The sequence below is a fragment of the Mesorhizobium sp. KACC 23794 genome (assembly GCF_052180275.1).
Taxonomy (GTDB): domain Bacteria; phylum Pseudomonadota; class Alphaproteobacteria; order Rhizobiales; family Rhizobiaceae; genus Kumtagia.
Genome location: NZ_CP197465.1, coordinates 2,616,569 through 2,634,444, shown reverse-complemented (window position 1 = coordinate 2,634,444; position 17,876 = coordinate 2,616,569). Strand labels below are relative to the sequence as shown.

Here is a 17,876-nt window from a genome sequence, read left to right as displayed (position 1 = left end):
GCTTCGGCCAACTATCATGTGACTGGGAAATCTTTCGACCTGCTTTCAGTCGCGCTGCACGGCCTTGAATTTTGTCAGACAATTTCGGCTTTCCGGCTGTCTCAGGGAGGTACCGCACATGGACGCGTTTCTCGTCGAGCCGCAATGGCTGCAGGACCGGTTGGACGATCCGGGCATCGTCGTCATCGACTGCTCCTGGTACATTCCCGAAGCGGGCAAAAGCGCGCGCGCCGAATTCGCAGACGGCCACATTCCTGGCGCCCGCTTCTTCGACCTGGACGAGGCGTCCGACAAGGACTCTCCCTATGTGAACATGCTGCCTTCCGCGGAGCGTTTCGCAGCCGTGGCCGCCGCGCTCGGCATTGGCGACGACACGCTCGTGGTGATCTACGATTCCAGCTACGTCTCGGCGCGTGTGTGGTGGATGTTCCGCCATTTCGGCCACGACAAGGTGCGTGTACTGAACGGCGGCTGGAAGCGCTGGAAGGCGGAGAACGGTCCGGTCGAAACCGGCGAAGCCAAATCCGCGCCTCCGGCGAAGTTTACCGCGAGGGCGATCTCCGGCGACGTCGCCGACTGGCATGAGGTCAAGGCGGCGATCATGGACGGCAGCCCCGCCATCGTCGATGCCCGGACGAAGGAGCGTTTCACCGGCGAACTGCCGTCCGGCTATCCGGGCGTCGCCGGCGGCCACATGCCCGGCGCTATCAACGTGCCCTGGGGCAGGATGATCCCGCAGAGCGGCGATTTCACCTTCATCGCTCCCGACAAGGCCGAGGCGATCCTGACGGAAAGCGGCGTCGACCTGTCGAAACCCGTCATCGCTACCTGCGGCTCGGGTGTCACCGCCGCCATCCTCGCCTTCCAGCTCGCCCGTATGGGCAAGACCGACGTCACTCTATATGACGGCTCGTGGCATGAATGGGGCCAGCGGACGGACCTTCCAAAGGAGTCCGTGTAACCGTGTCGCGCGATGGTATCGGGTCGCGATTGGCCGCCGTCGGCCGTGCCCACGGCACCAGCGCCATTCCCGTCAATCCGCCGGTCGTGCGCGCCTCGACCTTCCTGTTCGAGACGCTGGCCGACTTCGAGGAAGCGAGCCGGCACCCGTTCGACGGCGCCTTCTACGGCCGTGTCGGCACGCCGACCACCTTTGCCTTCGAGCAGGCGATGGCGGAGCTGGAAGGTGGCTTCCGCAGCATCGCCGCGTCGTCGGGCGTAGCGGCGATCTCGGCCACGCTGCTCGCCTTCCTCGACAAGGGTGACCACGTGCTGGTGGTGGACACGGTCTACGATCCGGTCCGCCGCTTCTGCAACCGCATGCTGGCGCGGCTTGGCATCGAAACGACCTTCTACGACCCGTCGCTCGGCGCCGACATCGCGGACCTGGTAAGGCCGAACACCAAGTTGATCTACATGGAGTCGCCCGGCTCCGGGACGCTGGAGGTGCAGGATGTCCAGGCCATCGTGGCCGCGGCAAAGGCTGCCGGCGTGCGTACGGCCATCGACAACACCTGGGCGACGCCGCTCTTTTTCCGGCCGATCGAGCACGGCATCGACGTGTCGATCCATTCAGGCACGAAATACATCGTGGGCCATTCCGACGCGATGCTGGGCGTGGTCACCACCAATGCCGAGACCTACGATGCGGTGCGCCGCGCCACGCAAGACCTTGGCGCCTGCGCCGGTTCAGAGGAATGCAATCTCGGCCTGCGCGGCCTGCGGACGCTGGAGGTCCGGCTGGCGCGGCATTCCGCCTCGGCTCTGGAGCTTGCGCAATGGCTGGAAGGGCACGGGCAGGTCAAGCGAGTGCTGCACCCGGCGCTGCCGTCCTTTCCCGGCCACGCATTCTGGAAGCGCGACTTTTGCGGAGCCTCCGGCCTGTTCTCCATAGAACTCGCCTCGCGCGACCCCGAAGCCGCCCGAACCTTCATCGACGCGCTGAAGATGTTCCGCATCGGCTTCAGCTGGGGCGGCTACGAGAGCCTGGTGCTGCCGATGCATCCGCAGAAGTCGCGCGCGCTGCCGCTGTGGAACGAGTGCGGACCGATCGTGCGTCTGCAGATCGGGCTGGAGGACGCGGCCGATCTGAAGGCCGATCTCGCGCAGGCATTGGAGAAGCTTCGGCCGGCAGTCTGAGTGCAGCCGCAGGGAACGAGGTGACGTGCGGTTTTGCCGAGCCGGACGTCATCCGCTTCGGAGCGGCTCAGGGTTAGCTGGCGAAGTGGCAGGCGACGGAAAGCCCGGCGCCGATGTCGCGCAACTGCGGCGCCTCGGCGGCACAACGCGGCTGCGCCAGCGAGCATCGTGCACGGAAGGTGCAGCCCGAGGGCGGGTTGACCGGGCTCGGCACATCGCCTTCCAGCAACTGGACATCCTCGCGCCGCACTGCCTCGTCGGGAATCGCGTTGACCAGCGCCTTGGTGTAGGGGTGCGCACGGCGCTTCCACACTTCCTCGGCCGGTCCGATCTCGACCACGCGGCCGAGATACATGACCGCAATGCGATGCGAGATGTAACGCACCACCGACAGGTCATGCGAGATGAACAGGTAGGCGAGCCCGAGCGTCTTCTGCAGGTCGAGGAACAGGTTCAGCACCTGCGCCTGCACCGACACGTCGAGCGCCGACACTGCCTCGTCGCAGACCAGCAGGGACGGATTGAGCGCGAGCGCGCGGGCGATGCTGACGCGCTGGCGCTGGCCGCCGGAAAGCTCGTGCGGAAAGCGGGGGAGGTGGTAATCGGAGAGGCCGACCTGCGCGGCGATCTCGCGCACGCGCGCCTGCCTCTCCGAGCGGACTCCGAGCCCGTGCACGCCCAGCGGCTCCTCGATCAGCCGGCCAACGCTAAGCCGCGGATTGAGTGCGCTGCTCGGATCCTGGAACACCATCTGCACGGCGCGGGCGCGGGCGAGCCGTTCGGCACGGCCGCTGCCGAGCCCAACCCCTGCCACTTCGATGGAACCCGATGTCGGGGTCGAGATGCCGACGATGCAACGGGCAAGCGTAGACTTGCCGCAACCGGATTCGCCGACCAGTCCGAGGATTTCGCCCTTGGCGATACGGATGGAAATGCCGTCCACGGCGCGCAGCGGTCCGCGCGGCGTCATATGGTGGACCTTGAGATCCGTGGTCGTGAGAATGTCAACCATCGGTCAGTGCAGTCCAGAAACAGGAAAGTAGCAACGGAGCGCACGGCCAGCGCCGTCGGGCTGCAGCGCCGGGCGCTTCTCGCGGCAAAGCTCTTGCGCATTCGTGCAGCGCGGCTGGAACACGCAGCCCGAAGGACGGGATTCCGGGGCGGGCACGGAGCCGCGAATGTCGGCGAGCCGCGTGCCTTCGACCGAGAAGCTGCCATGCGGGCGGGCCGCGAGCAGCCCGGCCGTGTAGGGATGGCGCGGCCCGTCGAGCACTGCATCGACCGGCCCTTCCTCCACCACCTGGCCCGCATACATGACGATGATGCGGTCGGCGACCTGGCGGACGACGCCGAGATCATGGGTGATCAACAGCAGACCCAGATTGGCCTCGCGCTGCAGGCGCTTCAGGAGTTGCAGGATCTGCGCCTGCACGGTCACGTCGAGGGCGGTGGTCGGTTCGTCGGCGATCAGCAGCGCCGGATCGCAAGCGATGGCGATAGCAATCACGACGCGCTGGCGCATGCCGCCGGAGAGGCGGTGCGGATAGTCGTGAAAGCGCGCCGCGGCATCGGGGATGCGCACCAGCTCCAAAAGCTCGATGGCGCGCTTCCGGGCGGCTGCCTTCGTCATCGTGCGGTGTGCGCGCAACACCTCCACGACCTGCGCGCCGACGGTGATCACCGGGTTCAACGCCGTCAGCGGCTCCTGGAAGATCATGGCCATGCGGTCGCCGCGCAGGCGCCGGAAATCATCGGGCGGGAGTTTGGTCAAATCCCGGCCTTCGAGCGCGATGGCCCCCTCGGCCGTCCTGAGATTGCCGGCGAGCAGGCCCATAACGGCCAGCGCCGTCAACGATTTGCCGCAGCCGGATTCGCCGACGAGCCCGACCGTTTCGCCACGGCGCACGGCGAAGTTCAGCGCCTCCACCAGCGGCACGCCCGAGGAGTGCCGAATCCAGAGGTTGTCGATCTCCAGCAAGGGAGCGGCGGCTTCCATCATCGCTCTTTCAGGCGGGGGTTGAGCACGTCGTTCAGTGCGTCGCCGATAAGATTCAAGGCAAGCACGGTGAGCACCAGCGCCACGGCCGGGAAGGCGGTGATGTACCACGCCGAGCGCAGCTCCTGCCGCCCAACCGAAAGGATCGTGCCCCAGCTCATGACGTTCGGATCGCCAAGGCCGAGGAAGGACAGGCTCGCCTCGACGATGATGGCGGTGGCGACCAGCACGGAGGATGCAACGATGATCGGCGCCAGGCAGTTGGGCAGGATCTGCCCGAAGATGATGCGCAGGTCCGACATGCCGATGATCCTGCAGGACTGCACGAAGTCGTAGGTCCGCAGCCGCAGGAATTCCGCGCGCACCAACCGCGCGATCATGGGCCAGGATACGATGGCGATGGCGACGGTGATGGTGGCGAGCGATGGGCCGATGACGCCGACGATGGCGACCGCCGAAAGCAGCGATGGGATGGTCTGCATGGCGTCGGTGAGCCGCATCAGCACGTCGTCGACCCAGCCGCCATAGTAGCCTGCCACCGCGCCGAACAGGACGCCGATCAGAAGCGCCACCGCCGCGGCGGCACCGCCGATCGCGAGCGACACGCGCGAGCCGTAGAACAGGCCGGCGAGCAGGTCGCGCCCGAGCGAGTCCGTGCCGAACGGGAAGGCCGGGTTGGCGCCCGGCCAAAGGCGCGGCGCGCCGGCGATTGCATAGGGACCATTGGGAAAGAAATAGCCGGCGCTGGCCGACATCAGGAGCACCAGCACGAGCAGGACGAGCCCCACCGCGCCGCTGGGATGTCGCGTCAACCGGGAGACCACGGATTTAGCGGACGGGTTCATTTCAGTTCCACCCGCGGGTCGAGCGCCATGTAGAGCAGGTCGATCAGGAAGTTGACGATCACGACGCTCAGCGACGAGACGAAGACCACACCGAGCAGGAGATTGGTATCGCGCTGGAGCACGGCGTCGAAGGCCGTGCGGCCCATGCCCGGCAAGCCGAATACGGTCTCGACCAGCACTGCGCCACCGACCAGCGAGGACACCTGCAGCCCGGCCATGGTGACCAGCGGCAGCATCGCATTGCGCAGCGCATGCACGTAGACGACGCGCCGTTCCGGCAGGCCCTTGCCGCGCGCGGTGCGGATGTAATCGAGCTTCAGCACTTCCAGCAGCGCGGCACGCCCGATGCGCCCGTAGATGGCGATGTAGAAGGTGCAGAGCGCTGTCACCGGCATTGCGAGGTGCTGCGCCACGTCCCAGAAATGGCGCAGGCCCGTATAACCGGAGCCAACGGTGGCGTAACCCGCAATCGGCAGCAGGTTCAGCTTGACGGAGAACACAAGCATCAGCGCCACCGCGATGATGAAGGAAGGCGTGGCGTAGAAGAGCAGCATCAGGATGGAGATGCCAAGGTCGACAGGCTTTCCGGCGTTGCGCGCCGCGACCACGCCGAAGAATGTGCCGACAACCATGGAGATGGTGACGGAGACCACGACGAGAATCGCCGTTACCGGCCAGCGTGACAGGATGACGTCGAGGACGGGTGCGGCGTTGAGCGGCGAATAACCGAAGTCGAGCGTGACCAGATTCACCATGTAGTTGAACAATTGGTGCCAGACCGGCAGGTCGAGCCCGAAACGCTCGCGCAGCGACGCCATCTGTTGGGGCGACATGTCGGACGTGCCCGCCAGCACGTCGACCAGGTCGCCCGGCGCCAGCTTTATCAGGATAAAGCTGCCGATCATGACCAGCAGCATCACCAGGACAGCTTGCGAAAGCCGCCGCACCACATAGCGCACGGCAGGCGAGGAGAGGAACGCCAAGGCCCCTTTCTTCCCGTTTGCGGCTACGGCTGCGGCGGTCTGGGTCATTCGTCGATCCAGGTGTGGGCCAGGTTGCCCAGCGCACCGACGGCATCGACCGTATGGTCCTTGACCTTCTTGTTGGCCACGGTCGCCATCGAGATCGAGGTCACCGGCAGCACCGGCAGATCCGTCATCGCAATCTGCTGGAACTTCTTATACTGCTCCTTGCGCTTGGCCTCATCCGTCTCGACCTGCGCAGCTTCCAGAAGCGCGTCGACTTCCGGGCTTGCGTAGTGTGCGCCGTTTGAGAAACCCACGCCAGGCTTGAAGCTCTTGGACCAGTAGAACCGCTGCACGCCGATCGTCGGATCGGTTCCCATATAGGCGGTGTAGAGCGCCAGATCGTGCTTCCGGTCCGTGTAGACCGTCTTGACGAACACGGCGAAGTCCTGCGTGCGCACGGTGCAGTCGATGCCGATCTGGCGCAGTTGCTCCTTGATATAGGTGGCGGCCGTGATCGACTCCGTGCCCCACGGCGACGGGTCGAGCGTCAGCGTGAAGCGCATGTCGCCATCCTTCCTCGGATGGTTCTTGTCGAGCAGCGCATTGGCTTTCTCGAGGCTGTACTCATAGTCCGGCACGCCCTCCGTCGTGAAATACTCGACCTGGGCGTGGTGCAGCGGCGTCTTGCCAGGCTTGCCCAGGCCGTACCACACATTGTCCGTGATCCACGCGCGGTCGATCGCGTGGGCGATGGCGTGGCGTACGTCGGCGTCGGCCAGGATGGGATTGTCGAGGTTGAAGTCCATCTGCTGCGAGGATGCGGAACTCTCGAAGCCCTTCATCTCGATTTCGAAGCCGTCCTCCTTGCCGATGCGCAGGATGTCCTGCGCAGGGATCAGGTTGAGGAACACCACGTCGGCCTGACCGGATTCCAGCATGGCGGCGCGGGTGGCGGCGTCGGGGATGAACTGCACGACGATCTTGTCGAGCAGCGGCAGGCCCTCGTCCCAGTATTCCGGGTTGCGCTCCATCACCACGGAGGCGCCGCGCTCGTAACTGGCGAGCTTGAAGGCACCGGTGCCGATCGGGGCCGTGTTGGCCGGGTTGGTCATGATGTCAGTGCCCTCGTAGATATGGGCGGGCAGAATCGGAGACTCGCGGCTGTCGAGCGCGCGCATGATCGCCGGCGTCGGGCGGGCCAGCACGAACACGGCGGTCAGTTCGTCCGGCGTTTGCACCTCGGTCAGGTCGGCGAAGGTGGTCTTGCCGCGTCCGTGGAGTTGCTTCAGCACGTTCATGAAGGTGAAGGCCACATCCTTGGAGGTGAACCGCTTTCCGTCGTGCCATTTCACGTTGGGGCGCAGCTTGAAGGTTATGGTCTTGCCGTCATCCGACATAGCCCATTCAGTGGCAAGCGCGGGGCGCGGCTTCAGGCCGTAGTCGTAACCCAGCAGGCCGTCGAAGAACTTCGGCGACAGGAACGCCTCGGTGCCGGCGGTCGAGATGGCCGAGTTGAGATAGGTTGCCGCCGGCCACAACGGCGTGTTGAGTGTGCCGCCCTTCTTTGCGGACTGCGCGAATGCCCCTTCCGGCACAGCGACGGCCGACATGGCGGTGGTTGCCGCCAGGCCGGCCAGGAAGGTCCGGCGATCGAGCTTCAGGAATTGTTCGGTCACGACAAGTGCCTCCGTTTCAGGCCGCGCCCAGCGCGCGCCGTTGGAAAATCCGCGCCATCGAATGGATGTCCCTGGGCCTTTGTCCCGACGTGTCGGCGAGCCGCTTCCGCGCCCTGCCCTGCTTGTTGGGGAATGCGTGGCCGCAAGCCATGCTCCAATCTCCGGCGTACCCCTTGGACCGTTCTCGATCTCTTATTCTGTCTGACAAAATGAGACACCGAATTCGATCTTGCGTCAATTGACTTTCGATGTCCGGCATCAAAAATGCGAGAAAATACCCTGCAAGATAGCGCATCTCAGCGGAAATCCAGTTGCGCTCATTCCAAGCTAACAGACAGGTGGTTGCAAATTCTGTCTGACAATAAAAAGGAGTTTCCTCCGTCTTGTCATCCTGCCCGGGCGATTGCCTTGCCGACCAGCCCAGCGGCCGCGATGAGATGCCGGTCACGGAAGCGCGGCCCGGTCAGCGTCACCCCTACCGGCAGGCCCGACGGGCCTGTCAGCCCGGGTACGTTCACGCATGGCATGTGCATCAGCGTCCAGATACGGTTGAAGGTGGCCGTACCCGTGTCGTCAAGGCCAGGCGGAGCCTCGCCGGGGGCACTCGGCGTCAGCACCGCGTCGAAGGGGGCGGCCAATTCGTCGAAGCCGGCGCGGCAGCGCGCGGCCAGATCCTGCGCGCGGACGAGATCGGCGCGGCTGTGGCCGGCCTCGTTGGCGAGGATGCCCACCAACTCCGGATACAACGCGTCGCCGATCACCCGCCTGTCGGCGAGGAAGGCGGAGCGCATTTCGCTTTGCATGATCACCTTGTGCGCTGCCGTCAGCCCCTCGAACTCGCCTTCGAGCTCGAGGTCCACCACTTCGGCCCCCGCTGCCTTCAGGATCGCCACGCAGCGCGCCATCGCGTCCCGCATCGCCGGTTCCGCCATATGCCAGACCGGCGTGCGGCAGAGGGCGAAGCGCATTCCGGCCACCGCATTGCAGCGCGGCTCGGAGTCGTCGCGAATATCGAATATGTCGGCAACGAGCGCCAGGTCTTCGGCCGACCGCGCATACCAGCCCAGCGTGTCGAAGCTCGCCGCGCAGACCTTGAAGCCCTCATGCGAGACGGCGTTCCAGGTCGGCTTGACGGCGTAGACGCCACAATAGGAGGCGGGGCGGATGACCGAGCCGCCGGTCTGGGTGCCGAGCGATATCGGCACCTGCCCGTCCGCAACCGCCGCAGCGGAGCCGCTTGACGAGCCACCCGGCGTGCGTGCCGGGTCGTGCGGGTTACGAGTGGCGGCGCGGCGGCCATTGACGGCGAACTCGACGGTGTCGTTCTTGCCCATGATGATCGCGCCTGCCGCGCGCAGCACGGCAACAGCGGTGGCGTCGATGTTGGGAAAATGATCCCGGAAATGCGGCGAATTGAAGCCCGTCGGCATGTCCTTGGTGTAGATGATGTCCTTGACACCAACCGGCACGCCATGGAGCGGAGACTTTCTCGCCGTTGCGTCCGCCGCATCGGCTTGCGCCAGCGCGAGGTCGGGGTCCAGGAAGGTCCAGGCCCGCACTGCCCCGTCGCGCTCGCTCCAGCGGCCGAGGCAAGCCTCGACGAGCGCCCGCGACGTCAACTCGCCGGCTTGCATCGCCGCTGCGGCTTCTGTCGCCGTCAGCAGAGCCGCATCGTTCCCGCTTGAGGGAACCGCAGACTGGCCCGAGCCGACGGCAGGCATGCCGGTCATCGTCGTCAGGCCCTCGGACCGTTGGCTTTCCACGCCGCGGCAAGCTCGCCGCCCGTGACGAAGGCCACGCCATCGGCCGCTGCGAAGCGTGAAAGCAGCCGGTCGAGCCCCTTGATGCGGCTCGGCTGCGCCACGATCCAGGGCGACAGCGACAGCGACAGCACACGTCCGCCCCGCTCGCTGCTCTCTGCATCAAGCACGTCGAAGGCCGCATTCACCTGCTGCTCATAGTCCCGCACCGCCATGTTCTGCAGGAACAGCACCTTGTGATCCGAGAGGTCATAGGAGAGCGGGAGCTGGGTCAGCTCGCCATGGGCCGTGGCGAAGGCATAGGGCAGGTCGTCGTTGATCCAGTCGGCAATGAACTTTCCGCCCGCGCCCGCCACCAGTTCCGGCGTGACCGCCGACTGTGAGAAGGCAGGCGAATGCCAGCCCTCCACGGCCTGGCCGGTGAGCCGGCGCAAAGTGAGGACCGATTGTTCGACCAGCGCCCTTTCATCATCGTGCCCGAGCTGGCTGTGGTGCAGGTGGCCCATGTCGACGCCGGCCGCCATGACCTCCCAATTCCGGCACAGTATCTCCTGGGTCAGGAACGGGTAGCGCTCGGCGACCTCCGAGTTCATCGCCGCACTGGCCTTGATGCCATAGCGGTCGAGCACCTTCATCAGCCGGAAAATGCCGACGCGGTTGCCGTAGTCGCGGGTGGAGAAGTCCCAGACGCTAGGATAGGGCCGGTCCATGCCGCCGATCGGCGTGATCGGCTTCGACGGCATGTCCATCGGGAAATGCTCCAGATGGACCGTCACCCAGATCAGAAGCCGCTTGCCGCCCGGCCATTCGAATTTTGGCAGCGCGCGCAGGTAGCGGTGCCCGTAGCGCGTATGGTCGACGCCCGGCCCGCGCAGCGGATAGGTGAAGTAGTCTGCGGAGACCTGACTTGGGGAGGCTGGGCTCATCGCGCCTTCTCCTGCGTCGCGTTGAACGGCTTCATCCAGCCGGCGAAGCGGTCGTAATAATTCTGCTCGTACCACGCGGCGATTTCACGGCCGGTGGCCAGCCAGACCTTGTCGTGGGACGTCACATATTTCAGTGCTTCGTCGAGTATGGCGAGCCGGTGCGGCTGGCCGATCAGATAAGGATGCAGCGGCACACACATGACCATACCGCTCTCGGCGCCTTCCTCGTAGAGCTGGTCGAAATGGTCCTTGATGATCTGCAGATAACGTTCCGGTGGCGTGTTCTTGAAATTCAGCACCGGCACGTCGTTGCATTCCATCATATAGGGCACGGAGACGAGCCGCTGGCCTCCGCGCACCTTGACGGGCATGGGCTGGTCGTCGTGGAACAGGTCCAGCGTATACTTGATGCCCTCCTCCGCCAGTAGGTCCTGTGTGGTCTCGCCGTTGGAGATGGCTGGCGACAGCCAGCCGTCGAGGTCCTGGCCGCTGGCCCGCTTGATAGTGTCGCGGCAGTCGCGGATCACCGTGCGCTGCTCGTCCTCCGAGAGGTTGTAGAGGTAGCGCGTGTTGTAGACACCGTGGCTGAACAGCTCCCATTCGAGCTCGCAGCAGCGCTCGATGATCTCGGGGAAGTGGTCACAGACGGCTACGTTGAGCGAGACCGAGCCGCGCACGCCGTATTTCGCCATGACGTCGGCCATGCGGTGGAAACCGACGCGATTGCCGTAGTCGCGCATGGAGTAGTTGAGAATATCGGGCTCGGGGCGATACCAGACCGTGCGCGTCGGGCTCGGCGGGGGCGCCAGCTCGTAGAACTCGATGTTGGGCGCGACCCAGAAGGCGACGCGCGCGCCGTTCGGCCACTCGATCTTCGGACGGCCCTGGTAGGGTGCGTAGTCGTAGCTGAACGGCTCACGCAGCATCGGCGTTCCTCCCGTGGCGGGCGGAAAGCTTCGCCAGGTTATCCAGCACACGCGCAGCCGGCGTCACGTCGCCATACTTGAAGGCGATGTCGTAGAGGGTCGCGTAGTGTGCGCCTTCCTCGCGGTCGGCAACGCATTCCTCCGGCACGATCACGCGATAGCCGTTGGACATGGCGTCGACCACCGTGGCGCGCACGCATCCCGAGGTCGCGCCGCCGGTAACGATCAGCGTGTCGATGCGGTTGAAGATCAGGAAAGACGGCAGATGCGTCTCAAAGAAGGCACTGGCCATGCGCTTGTGCAGGATCAGGTCACGCTCACGATCGACTTCCATGCGCGCATCGATCTCGGCCTGCGGCGAGTCGTGCCCCACATTCTGCAGCGCCATGGGCGACTTGCTGCGCACGCCCCAAAGGCCGCAGTCGCGCCCGTCGGGCATGTAGGCGACATAGGTCCACACCACCGGCATGCCCATACCGCGCACCGCGGCCGAGAGCCGGTTGGTCAGCGTCAGCTGGTCTGGATGCCCGTCATAGGCGGAGGCGAAGGTGGCCGTATCGGTGTAGCGGCGCTGGAAGTCGACGTTGAGGAGGCAGACGCGCTCGCCCATGCCGAACTGCGGCAGGCGCGGATTGGCCTGCCAGTCCTCGAATATCTGTTTCGACGTCTTGTCGGTCCTGAGCATCCGCGTCTCCTGTCAAGCCTTGGCGAGCCGGATCGGCGCGCCGTGCGACAGGGCAAGGTCGAGCGAGCGCTCCTCGCCAGTGTCGGTGGCGATCACGGCCTCGACCATTCCTCCGCCTGGACGGCCGCCCTGCGCATCGGCCAGCGCGACGACGTCGACCCACACATTTGCGAACCGTACCCGCCGGCCCTTCGGCGCTCCAGCCTCGGCCATGCCGCCGATGGCCACCAGCGTATCGACGACCTTGGCCACGTCGCCGGTCGAAACGGTGACGGAGCGGACGCCGGTGGCGCCATTGGCGTGGCGCGACGGGCCCGGGATCCGGTGGTCGCGGCCCTCATTGTCGGAGACGAGGAATGGCAGGGCGTTATCGCCGCCCGCGCCGCGGCCGGTCATCAGCAGGTCGAGGCCCCAGGCCTCGCCGCCGGCAAGCACATTCGACACCTTGACCGGGCCCCTGACCGGGAAACCACCAGCCTTGAGCGCCTCGCCGGCCGCATTGGCATCCGGCACGACGAACGAATAGTCGGCCCAGCCCTCGCCGGCCTCCAGCACCGTGCCGAGGCGGTGGCCCTTCATGCCTTCCACGCTCGTAAAGGCGGTGAGCAGCAGGTAGGAGCCGTCGGCGAAGGAGACGAAGCGGAAGATCGTCGAGCCATGGCTGGTGTCGGCGCGCTCCAGCACGGTGAAGCCCAGCGCCTGAAAATCCCTTACAGCCTTGTCGAGGTCGTGAACGAGAAGCACGAGATGGTCGAAAGTTACATTCACCGAGTATGGTTCCTTGCAGGCTTATAACTAGGCGGAGGTGGCCAGAGGCGCCCGCGTGACCCGTAGTTCGGGCAGCGGCGCGTCGTGACGGGCGATCTCCACGAGGCAGGACTGCGCGGCGCACCCCTGTCCGAGCTCTGAGGTTCCGACGTCGCGTGTCAGCACGTTCGGGTTGCTGTTGCGGTCCTCGAAACCGTCGGGATCGAAAGTCGCGCCAGTGGGCAGCAGCGCCACGCCGCGCACAAGACGGTCGTCGAGCTTCGCCACCGCGTAGCAGGCGCCGCGCGTGTTGAAGACACGGACGCTGTCGCCGTCGGCGATGCCGCGTGACGCCGCGTCGGCAGGATGCATGGTCAGCCGCTCGCGCTCGCGCAGCTTGCCTGCGCGGCTGTAGCTGGAAAGGTCCATCTGGCCATGCAGCCTACGGTCGGGCTGAGGCGTCAGCAGGTGAATCGGGAATTCCTTCGCCAACGGCGCGCCCAGCCATTCTTCCGGGTCGAGCCAGGCCGGGTGGCCCGGCTGGCCTGGTTCCACGGCAGCCAGTTCGCTGAAGAGCTCGACGCGTCCCGAGGGGGTGCCGAGACGGTTGGCATCTGGGTCGTCGCGATATCTGCCGAACATCACGTAGTCATCGGCCGGTTCGGGCATCCGGAGGTAACCTTCGTCCCAGAAAGTGTCGAAGTCGGGCGGTTTGATGCCACGACGCGCCAATTTGCCAGCGATCTCGTCCCATGCTTTCGTCAGCCACTCCCGCTCTTCACGGCCTTCGGTAAAGGCATCGCGGTCGCCGAGCCGTTCGGCGAGGTCGGCAAAGATGGCGAAATCGTTACGCGCTTCGCCCACCGGCTCGACCAGCTTGTGCATGGCCAGCAGGTAACGATCGCGCGAGGCGCCGCCGATGTCGTTGCGTTCCAGCGTGGTGGTCGTGGGCAGCACGATGTCGGCGTGGCGCGCCGTCGCGGTCCAGTAGCACTCGTTGACGACAATCGTCTCGGGCCGGCGAAAAGCCTCGCGCAGGCGGTTCAGGTCCTGATGGTGGTGGAAGGGGTTTCCGCCGGCCCAGTAGACCAGCCTCACTTCAGGGTAGACATGTGTCGCGCCATCGTAGCGATAGGTCGCGCCGGGATCGAGCAGCATGTCGGCCACGCGCGCCACCGGGATCGACAGACCGGTCGGGTTCTTGCCGGTCGGCAATCCGTAGAGCGGCGTCTCGTAGCGCGGATTGCCCATGCCGTTGGACGAACCGTAGCCGAAGGCGAAGCCGCCGCCAGGCAGGCCGATCTGGCCGAGGACGGCGGCAAGCGCGATCGCGGCCCAGTAGGGCTGCTCTCCGTGGCGGGCGCGCTGCAGGCTCCAATTCGCCGCCACCATTACGCGCTTGCCGGGCAGATCGTCGGCCAGCGCCTGGATCGCGCCGGCGTCGACGCCGGTGATTTTCGCCGCCCATTCGGGCGACTTTACGACGCCGTCGGTGCGGCCGGCGAGATAATCGAGGAAACGCCCCGCGCCTGCCGTGTAGCGATCCAGGAAGACGCGGTCATGTTTGCCCGCCGCCACCACCGCCTGCGCCAGCGCCAGCAGCAGCGCCGTGTCGGTGTTGGGGCGGATCGCCAGCCACTCGGCCGGGAAACGCTCTTCAACGTCGCCCTTGAAGGGCGAGACATTGATGCAGCGCACCTGCGCCGTCGCGCCCATCATGAAGGCCTCGTAACGATGCTCGCCGACACCCCCGGCCTGGATTTCCCAGTTTTTCGCAGGCAGGCCTCCCAGCGCCAGGAAGATGTCGCAATGGTCGCGGATCGAGGCGAAAGAGGTCAGGCTTGACCCGATGGCGTTGTCGACGCCCAGGATACGCGGCAGGAAGGCCATGGCCGCGCCGTAGCTATAGTTGGTCTCCTGGTCGACGAAGCCGCCGATGCAGTTGAAGAAGCGGCGCACCAGCGTGCGCGCATGGTGCAAGCGGCCCGCGCTCGACCAGCCGTAGGAGCCGGCAAAGAGCGCCTTGTTGCCATGGCTGGCGCGGATGCGGGCGATCTCGCCCGCCACCCGGCGGAGCGCTTCGTCCCAGGAAATCTCGACATATTCGTCCTCGCCGCGCGCCGCACCGCAGTCGCCGGCGAGCCAGCCCTTGCGCACCAAGGGACTCGCCACCCGCAGCGGCGAGGTCAGCATCTCCGGCCAGACATCATTCATGCCGCTGGGTTTGGGATCGTGCTCGAACGGGAAGATACGACGCACCACCCCGTCCACGACCTCGGCGCGGAAGGCGCCCCAATGCGACGCGGCGAGCGGAAGCTTGTTCATGATGCCCTCCCCTCCTTCGCAACGGCAAAAAGCGCGGGCACAGCAATTTCCCTCTAGCTTTCGGGCAGCCTATGACATAATATTTTTACCGTCAAGTTGGATATTTCTGTCTGAAATGTTATGATCCAACCTGCAGGAAAATTGGAAATCCATTTCTCGCCACGCGGAGTTCGCGGCCCTTGCAGCGGTTCAACGTCAGACAGATCGAGGCTTTCCGGGCGGTCATCACGCTCGGCAGCATGACCAAGGCGGCGGAGCTTCTCGGCATCTCGCAACCAGCCGTCAGTCGCCTCATGCTCGATTTCCAGGAGGCGGTCGGCTTCCGCCTGTTCCGCAAGAGCCGCGGCGGCGCGGAGCCGACGGATGATGCGCGGCGCCTGTTCGAGCAGGTGGAAAAGCTGTTCGTCGGGCTCGACGAACTCAACCGCGAGGTCCACGCGATCAAGAACCTGACCAGCGGTTCGATCACCGTCGCGGCCATGGGTCTCTATGCCAACGGGCTGCTGGCCGATATCATAGCCCGCTTCCGCCAGCGCTTTCCCGACATTGCGATCCGGCTCGACAGCCAGCCGCAGGAGCGCATCGCCGAATGGGTCGCCTCGCGCCGCGCCGACATCGGCATCGCGTCGCTGCCCATCTCCAATTCCACCCTGCCAGTGCGCGAGCTTTTGCGCCGGCCGGTGCTTTGCGTCTTCCCCGCCGACCACGAATTCGCCGCCTGCGCCGAGATCCACGCCACCGACCTTGCCGACCGCCCCTTCGTCAGCTTCCCGCGCGGCACGCCCTTCCGCTTCGAGATCGACACGCTGTTCGAGCGCGCCGGCATCGACCGTCAGCTGATGACGGAGGCGACCACGCACGAGGCGGTGTGCAACCTCGTCGCGGCCGGCCTCGGCATCTCCATCGTCAGCCCCTATTCGCCACATCTCAGGCGCAACCCCGCGCTGGCCTTCCGGCCGTTCCTGCCGGCCATCTCCATCTCGCTCGGCATGATCGCGGATGAGGGCGACCTGTCGGTCGCGGCGCGCGAATTCCACCAGTTCGTGCTGGACGACATCAAGAACCACGTGGCCGGCGAGGCCGAACGCCCGCCGGCCACGCAATGACTTCCACCCGTGCCTCAGGAACCGAAATGAACGTTCAGAACCTCGTGGCGCGCGACTTCAGCGTCGTGCCCGCCGAAACCGAAGTGGTCATCGTGGGCGGCGGCATCGTCGGCGTCTCGACGGCGCTGTTCCTCGCCCGAAAGGGCATCCCGGTCGTGGTCTGCGAGAAGGGCGCGATCGGCGAGGAGCAGTCCAGCCGCAACTGGGGCTGGGTGCGCAAGATGGGCCGCGACCCGCGCGAGATGCCGCTGATGATCCGCGCTCAGCAGATCTGGGACGAGCTGCCGTCGATCATCGGCGCCGATCCAGGCTTCCGCCGCCACGGCATCACCTATTTCTGCGACGAGGAAAAGGACTTCGCCAAATACGAGGGCTGGATGAAGGCCGTGGCGGGTTTCGGCCTCGACTCGCGCTTCGTCAAGCGCGACGAGATCACCCAATTCGCGCCCGGCGCCACGCGTAACTTCGCCGGCGGGCTGCACACCGCATCCGACGGCTTCGCGGAGCCGCACATCGCCACGCGGCTGATCGCCGCCGGCGCCGAGAAGCTCGGCGCGCGCATCGTGGAGGGCTGCGCCGTGCGCGGCTTCGAGACCAAAGGCGGACGTATCAGCGAGGTGGTGACCGAGAAGGGCCGCATCCGCTGCAATACGGTGGTGCTGGCCGGCGGCATCTGGTCGAGCCTGTTCGGCCGCAACCAGGATGTGAAGATCCCGCAGCTCAAGATGCTCTCGCAGGTCATGCGCACGCGCCCCGTGGCCGGCGGGCCGGAGGGCTGCGGCTCGGGCAAGGGCTTCGGCTTCCGCAAACGCCTCGACGGCGGCTACAATGTCGGCATGCGTTCTGCGCACCCGGTCGACATCGTGCCGGACTCATTCCGCTTCTTCCGCGACTACATCCCGGCGATGAAGAACGAGTGGCGCGCGATGAAATTCCGGGTCGGCCGACGCACCATGCAGGAGACGATGATGCTGGGCGGCTGGAAGCTCGACCAGCGTACGCCTTTCGAGACCTATCGCATCATGCGCCCGGTGCCCGGCCATCACATCCTCGACCAGGCCACCATCAACTTCAAGCAACTCTTCCCGGCATTCAGGGACATGGTCGTCAACGAGCGCATGAGCGCCTGGATCGACGTCACGCCCGATGCGATTCCCGTCATCTCCGGCGTCGACGCCATCCCGGGCTTCTACGTGTCGACAGGCTATTCCGGGCACGGCTTCGGCATCGCACCGGCGGCTGGACAACTGATGATGGAGCTGATCACCGGCGGGACGCCGCATGTCGATCCGGAACCGTTCCGGCACAGCCGCTTCATCGACGGCTCGAAGATCAACCACTGGCCGATCGGTTTCTGAGGTTCGGCCGTCGACCGCATGCGGCAGGAACGGCCACTGAGGCGACGAGCCCGTGAGGCCTGAACCGGCAAGCTGGCACGATCGGCGTGGTCGAAATCGTCGACAGCACGACTGCGTCGGATACTGTCGTCACTTCGTCGGCGGCCAGGACGTCCCCTGACAGGCCCACCTCCGCTGCCAGGGGCTCGGCGACAATGAGAACCCAACCGTGATCGGCGCCAGTCAAAGCGACGTAGAGCTATCCGCAGCCAAAGGTGTGCGCGCCATTGGCGGTTCTGCCGATCTTGCGGCAGCCGCCGCGCATATTCCATCTCATGCGACTTTTGCCGAGCGCTGCGACAGCGGCATCACCAGTCCGTTTGGCCAGTTGGCCAGTCCAATCTCATCAGAAATTCAGCCATAGTTCGCCCAGACGCTCA

At 65.6% G+C, this 17,876-nt stretch carries 16 protein-coding genes; 5 read left to right on the top strand and 11 right to left on the bottom strand.

The window, feature by feature from the left end; all coding sequences use genetic code 11:
* Positions 1-118 precede the first annotated feature (118 nt).
* On the top strand, positions 119-961 hold the full coding sequence (locus tag ACSBOB_RS13045) for a sulfurtransferase (protein WP_442582812.1): 843 nt from the start codon (positions 119-121) through the stop codon (positions 959-961).
* A complete protein-coding gene (metC, locus tag ACSBOB_RS13040) occupies positions 922-2,139 on the top strand; it encodes a cystathionine beta-lyase (protein WP_442582811.1) in 1,218 nt (405 codons plus the stop codon). Before ACSBOB_RS13045 ends, metC begins: the two co-directional genes overlap by 40 nt.
* Before the next feature lie 73 nt (positions 2,140-2,212).
* Here metC and ACSBOB_RS13035 read toward each other — a convergent pair whose 3' ends face one another.
* From ACSBOB_RS13035 to ACSBOB_RS12985, 11 genes are all read right to left on the bottom strand, one after another.
* Positions 2,213-3,151, bottom strand: coding sequence for an ABC transporter ATP-binding protein (locus ACSBOB_RS13035; RefSeq protein ID WP_442582810.1), 939 nt, complete (start codon positions 3,149-3,151; stop codon positions 2,213-2,215).
* Between the two features lie 3 nt (positions 3,152-3,154).
* On the bottom strand, positions 3,155-4,138 hold the full coding sequence (locus ACSBOB_RS13030; RefSeq protein WP_442582809.1) for an ABC transporter ATP-binding protein: 984 nt from the start codon (positions 4,136-4,138) through the stop codon (positions 3,155-3,157).
* Positions 4,135-4,980 (bottom strand): ABC transporter permease, encoded by an 846-nt coding sequence (locus tag ACSBOB_RS13025; RefSeq protein WP_442582808.1) that lies wholly within the window; start codon positions 4,978-4,980, stop codon positions 4,135-4,137. The genes ACSBOB_RS13030 and ACSBOB_RS13025 overlap by 4 nt, the downstream gene beginning before the upstream one ends.
* Entirely contained in the window at positions 4,977-6,011 is a 1,035-nt protein-coding gene (locus ACSBOB_RS13020) for an ABC transporter permease (RefSeq protein ID WP_442582807.1), read from the bottom strand. The genes ACSBOB_RS13025 and ACSBOB_RS13020 overlap by 4 nt, the downstream gene beginning before the upstream one ends.
* Entirely contained in the window at positions 6,008-7,624 is a 1,617-nt protein-coding gene (locus ACSBOB_RS13015) for an ABC transporter substrate-binding protein (protein WP_442582806.1), read from the bottom strand. The genes ACSBOB_RS13020 and ACSBOB_RS13015 overlap by 4 nt, the downstream gene beginning before the upstream one ends.
* Positions 7,625-8,010: 386 nt before the next feature.
* Positions 8,011-9,354: an amidase gene (locus ACSBOB_RS13010; RefSeq protein WP_442582805.1), complete on the bottom strand. Its 1,344-nt coding sequence runs from the start codon at positions 9,352-9,354 to the stop codon at positions 8,011-8,013.
* A 5-nt stretch (positions 9,355-9,359) separates the two neighbouring features.
* A complete protein-coding gene (locus ACSBOB_RS13005) occupies positions 9,360-10,310 on the bottom strand; it encodes a polysaccharide deacetylase family protein (RefSeq protein ID WP_442582804.1) in 951 nt (316 codons plus the stop codon).
* Positions 10,307-11,236: a polysaccharide deacetylase family protein gene (locus ACSBOB_RS13000; protein ID WP_442582803.1), complete on the bottom strand. Its 930-nt coding sequence runs from the start codon at positions 11,234-11,236 to the stop codon at positions 10,307-10,309. Before ACSBOB_RS13000 ends, ACSBOB_RS13005 begins: the two co-directional genes overlap by 4 nt.
* A complete protein-coding gene (locus ACSBOB_RS12995) occupies positions 11,226-11,921 on the bottom strand; it encodes an isochorismatase family protein (protein WP_442582802.1) in 696 nt (231 codons plus the stop codon). The genes ACSBOB_RS13000 and ACSBOB_RS12995 overlap by 11 nt, the downstream gene beginning before the upstream one ends.
* 12 nt (positions 11,922-11,933) lie before the next feature.
* Positions 11,934-12,689: a VOC family protein gene (locus tag ACSBOB_RS12990; protein WP_442582801.1), complete on the bottom strand. Its 756-nt coding sequence runs from the start codon at positions 12,687-12,689 to the stop codon at positions 11,934-11,936.
* Between the two features lie 27 nt (positions 12,690-12,716).
* Positions 12,717-14,993, bottom strand: coding sequence for a molybdopterin-dependent oxidoreductase (locus ACSBOB_RS12985; RefSeq protein ID WP_442582800.1), 2,277 nt, complete (start codon positions 14,991-14,993; stop codon positions 12,717-12,719).
* A gap of 179 nt (positions 14,994-15,172) precedes the next feature.
* Here ACSBOB_RS12985 and ACSBOB_RS12980 point away from each other — a divergent pair, with 179 nt between their 5' ends.
* The 3 genes from ACSBOB_RS12980 (at position 15,173) to ACSBOB_RS12970 (ending at position 17,860) form a co-directional block, all read left to right on the top strand.
* Entirely contained in the window at positions 15,173-16,099 is a 927-nt protein-coding gene (locus ACSBOB_RS12980; RefSeq protein WP_442582799.1) for a LysR substrate-binding domain-containing protein, read from the top strand.
* Positions 16,100-16,125: 26 nt separating this feature from the next.
* A complete protein-coding gene (locus tag ACSBOB_RS12975) occupies positions 16,126-17,457 on the top strand; it encodes an NAD(P)/FAD-dependent oxidoreductase (protein ID WP_442582798.1) in 1,332 nt (443 codons plus the stop codon).
* A gap of 208 nt (positions 17,458-17,665) precedes the next feature.
* Positions 17,666-17,860: a hypothetical protein gene (locus ACSBOB_RS12970; RefSeq protein ID WP_442582797.1), complete on the top strand. Its 195-nt coding sequence runs from the start codon at positions 17,666-17,668 to the stop codon at positions 17,858-17,860.
* The last annotated feature ends 16 nt before the right edge of the window (positions 17,861-17,876 follow it).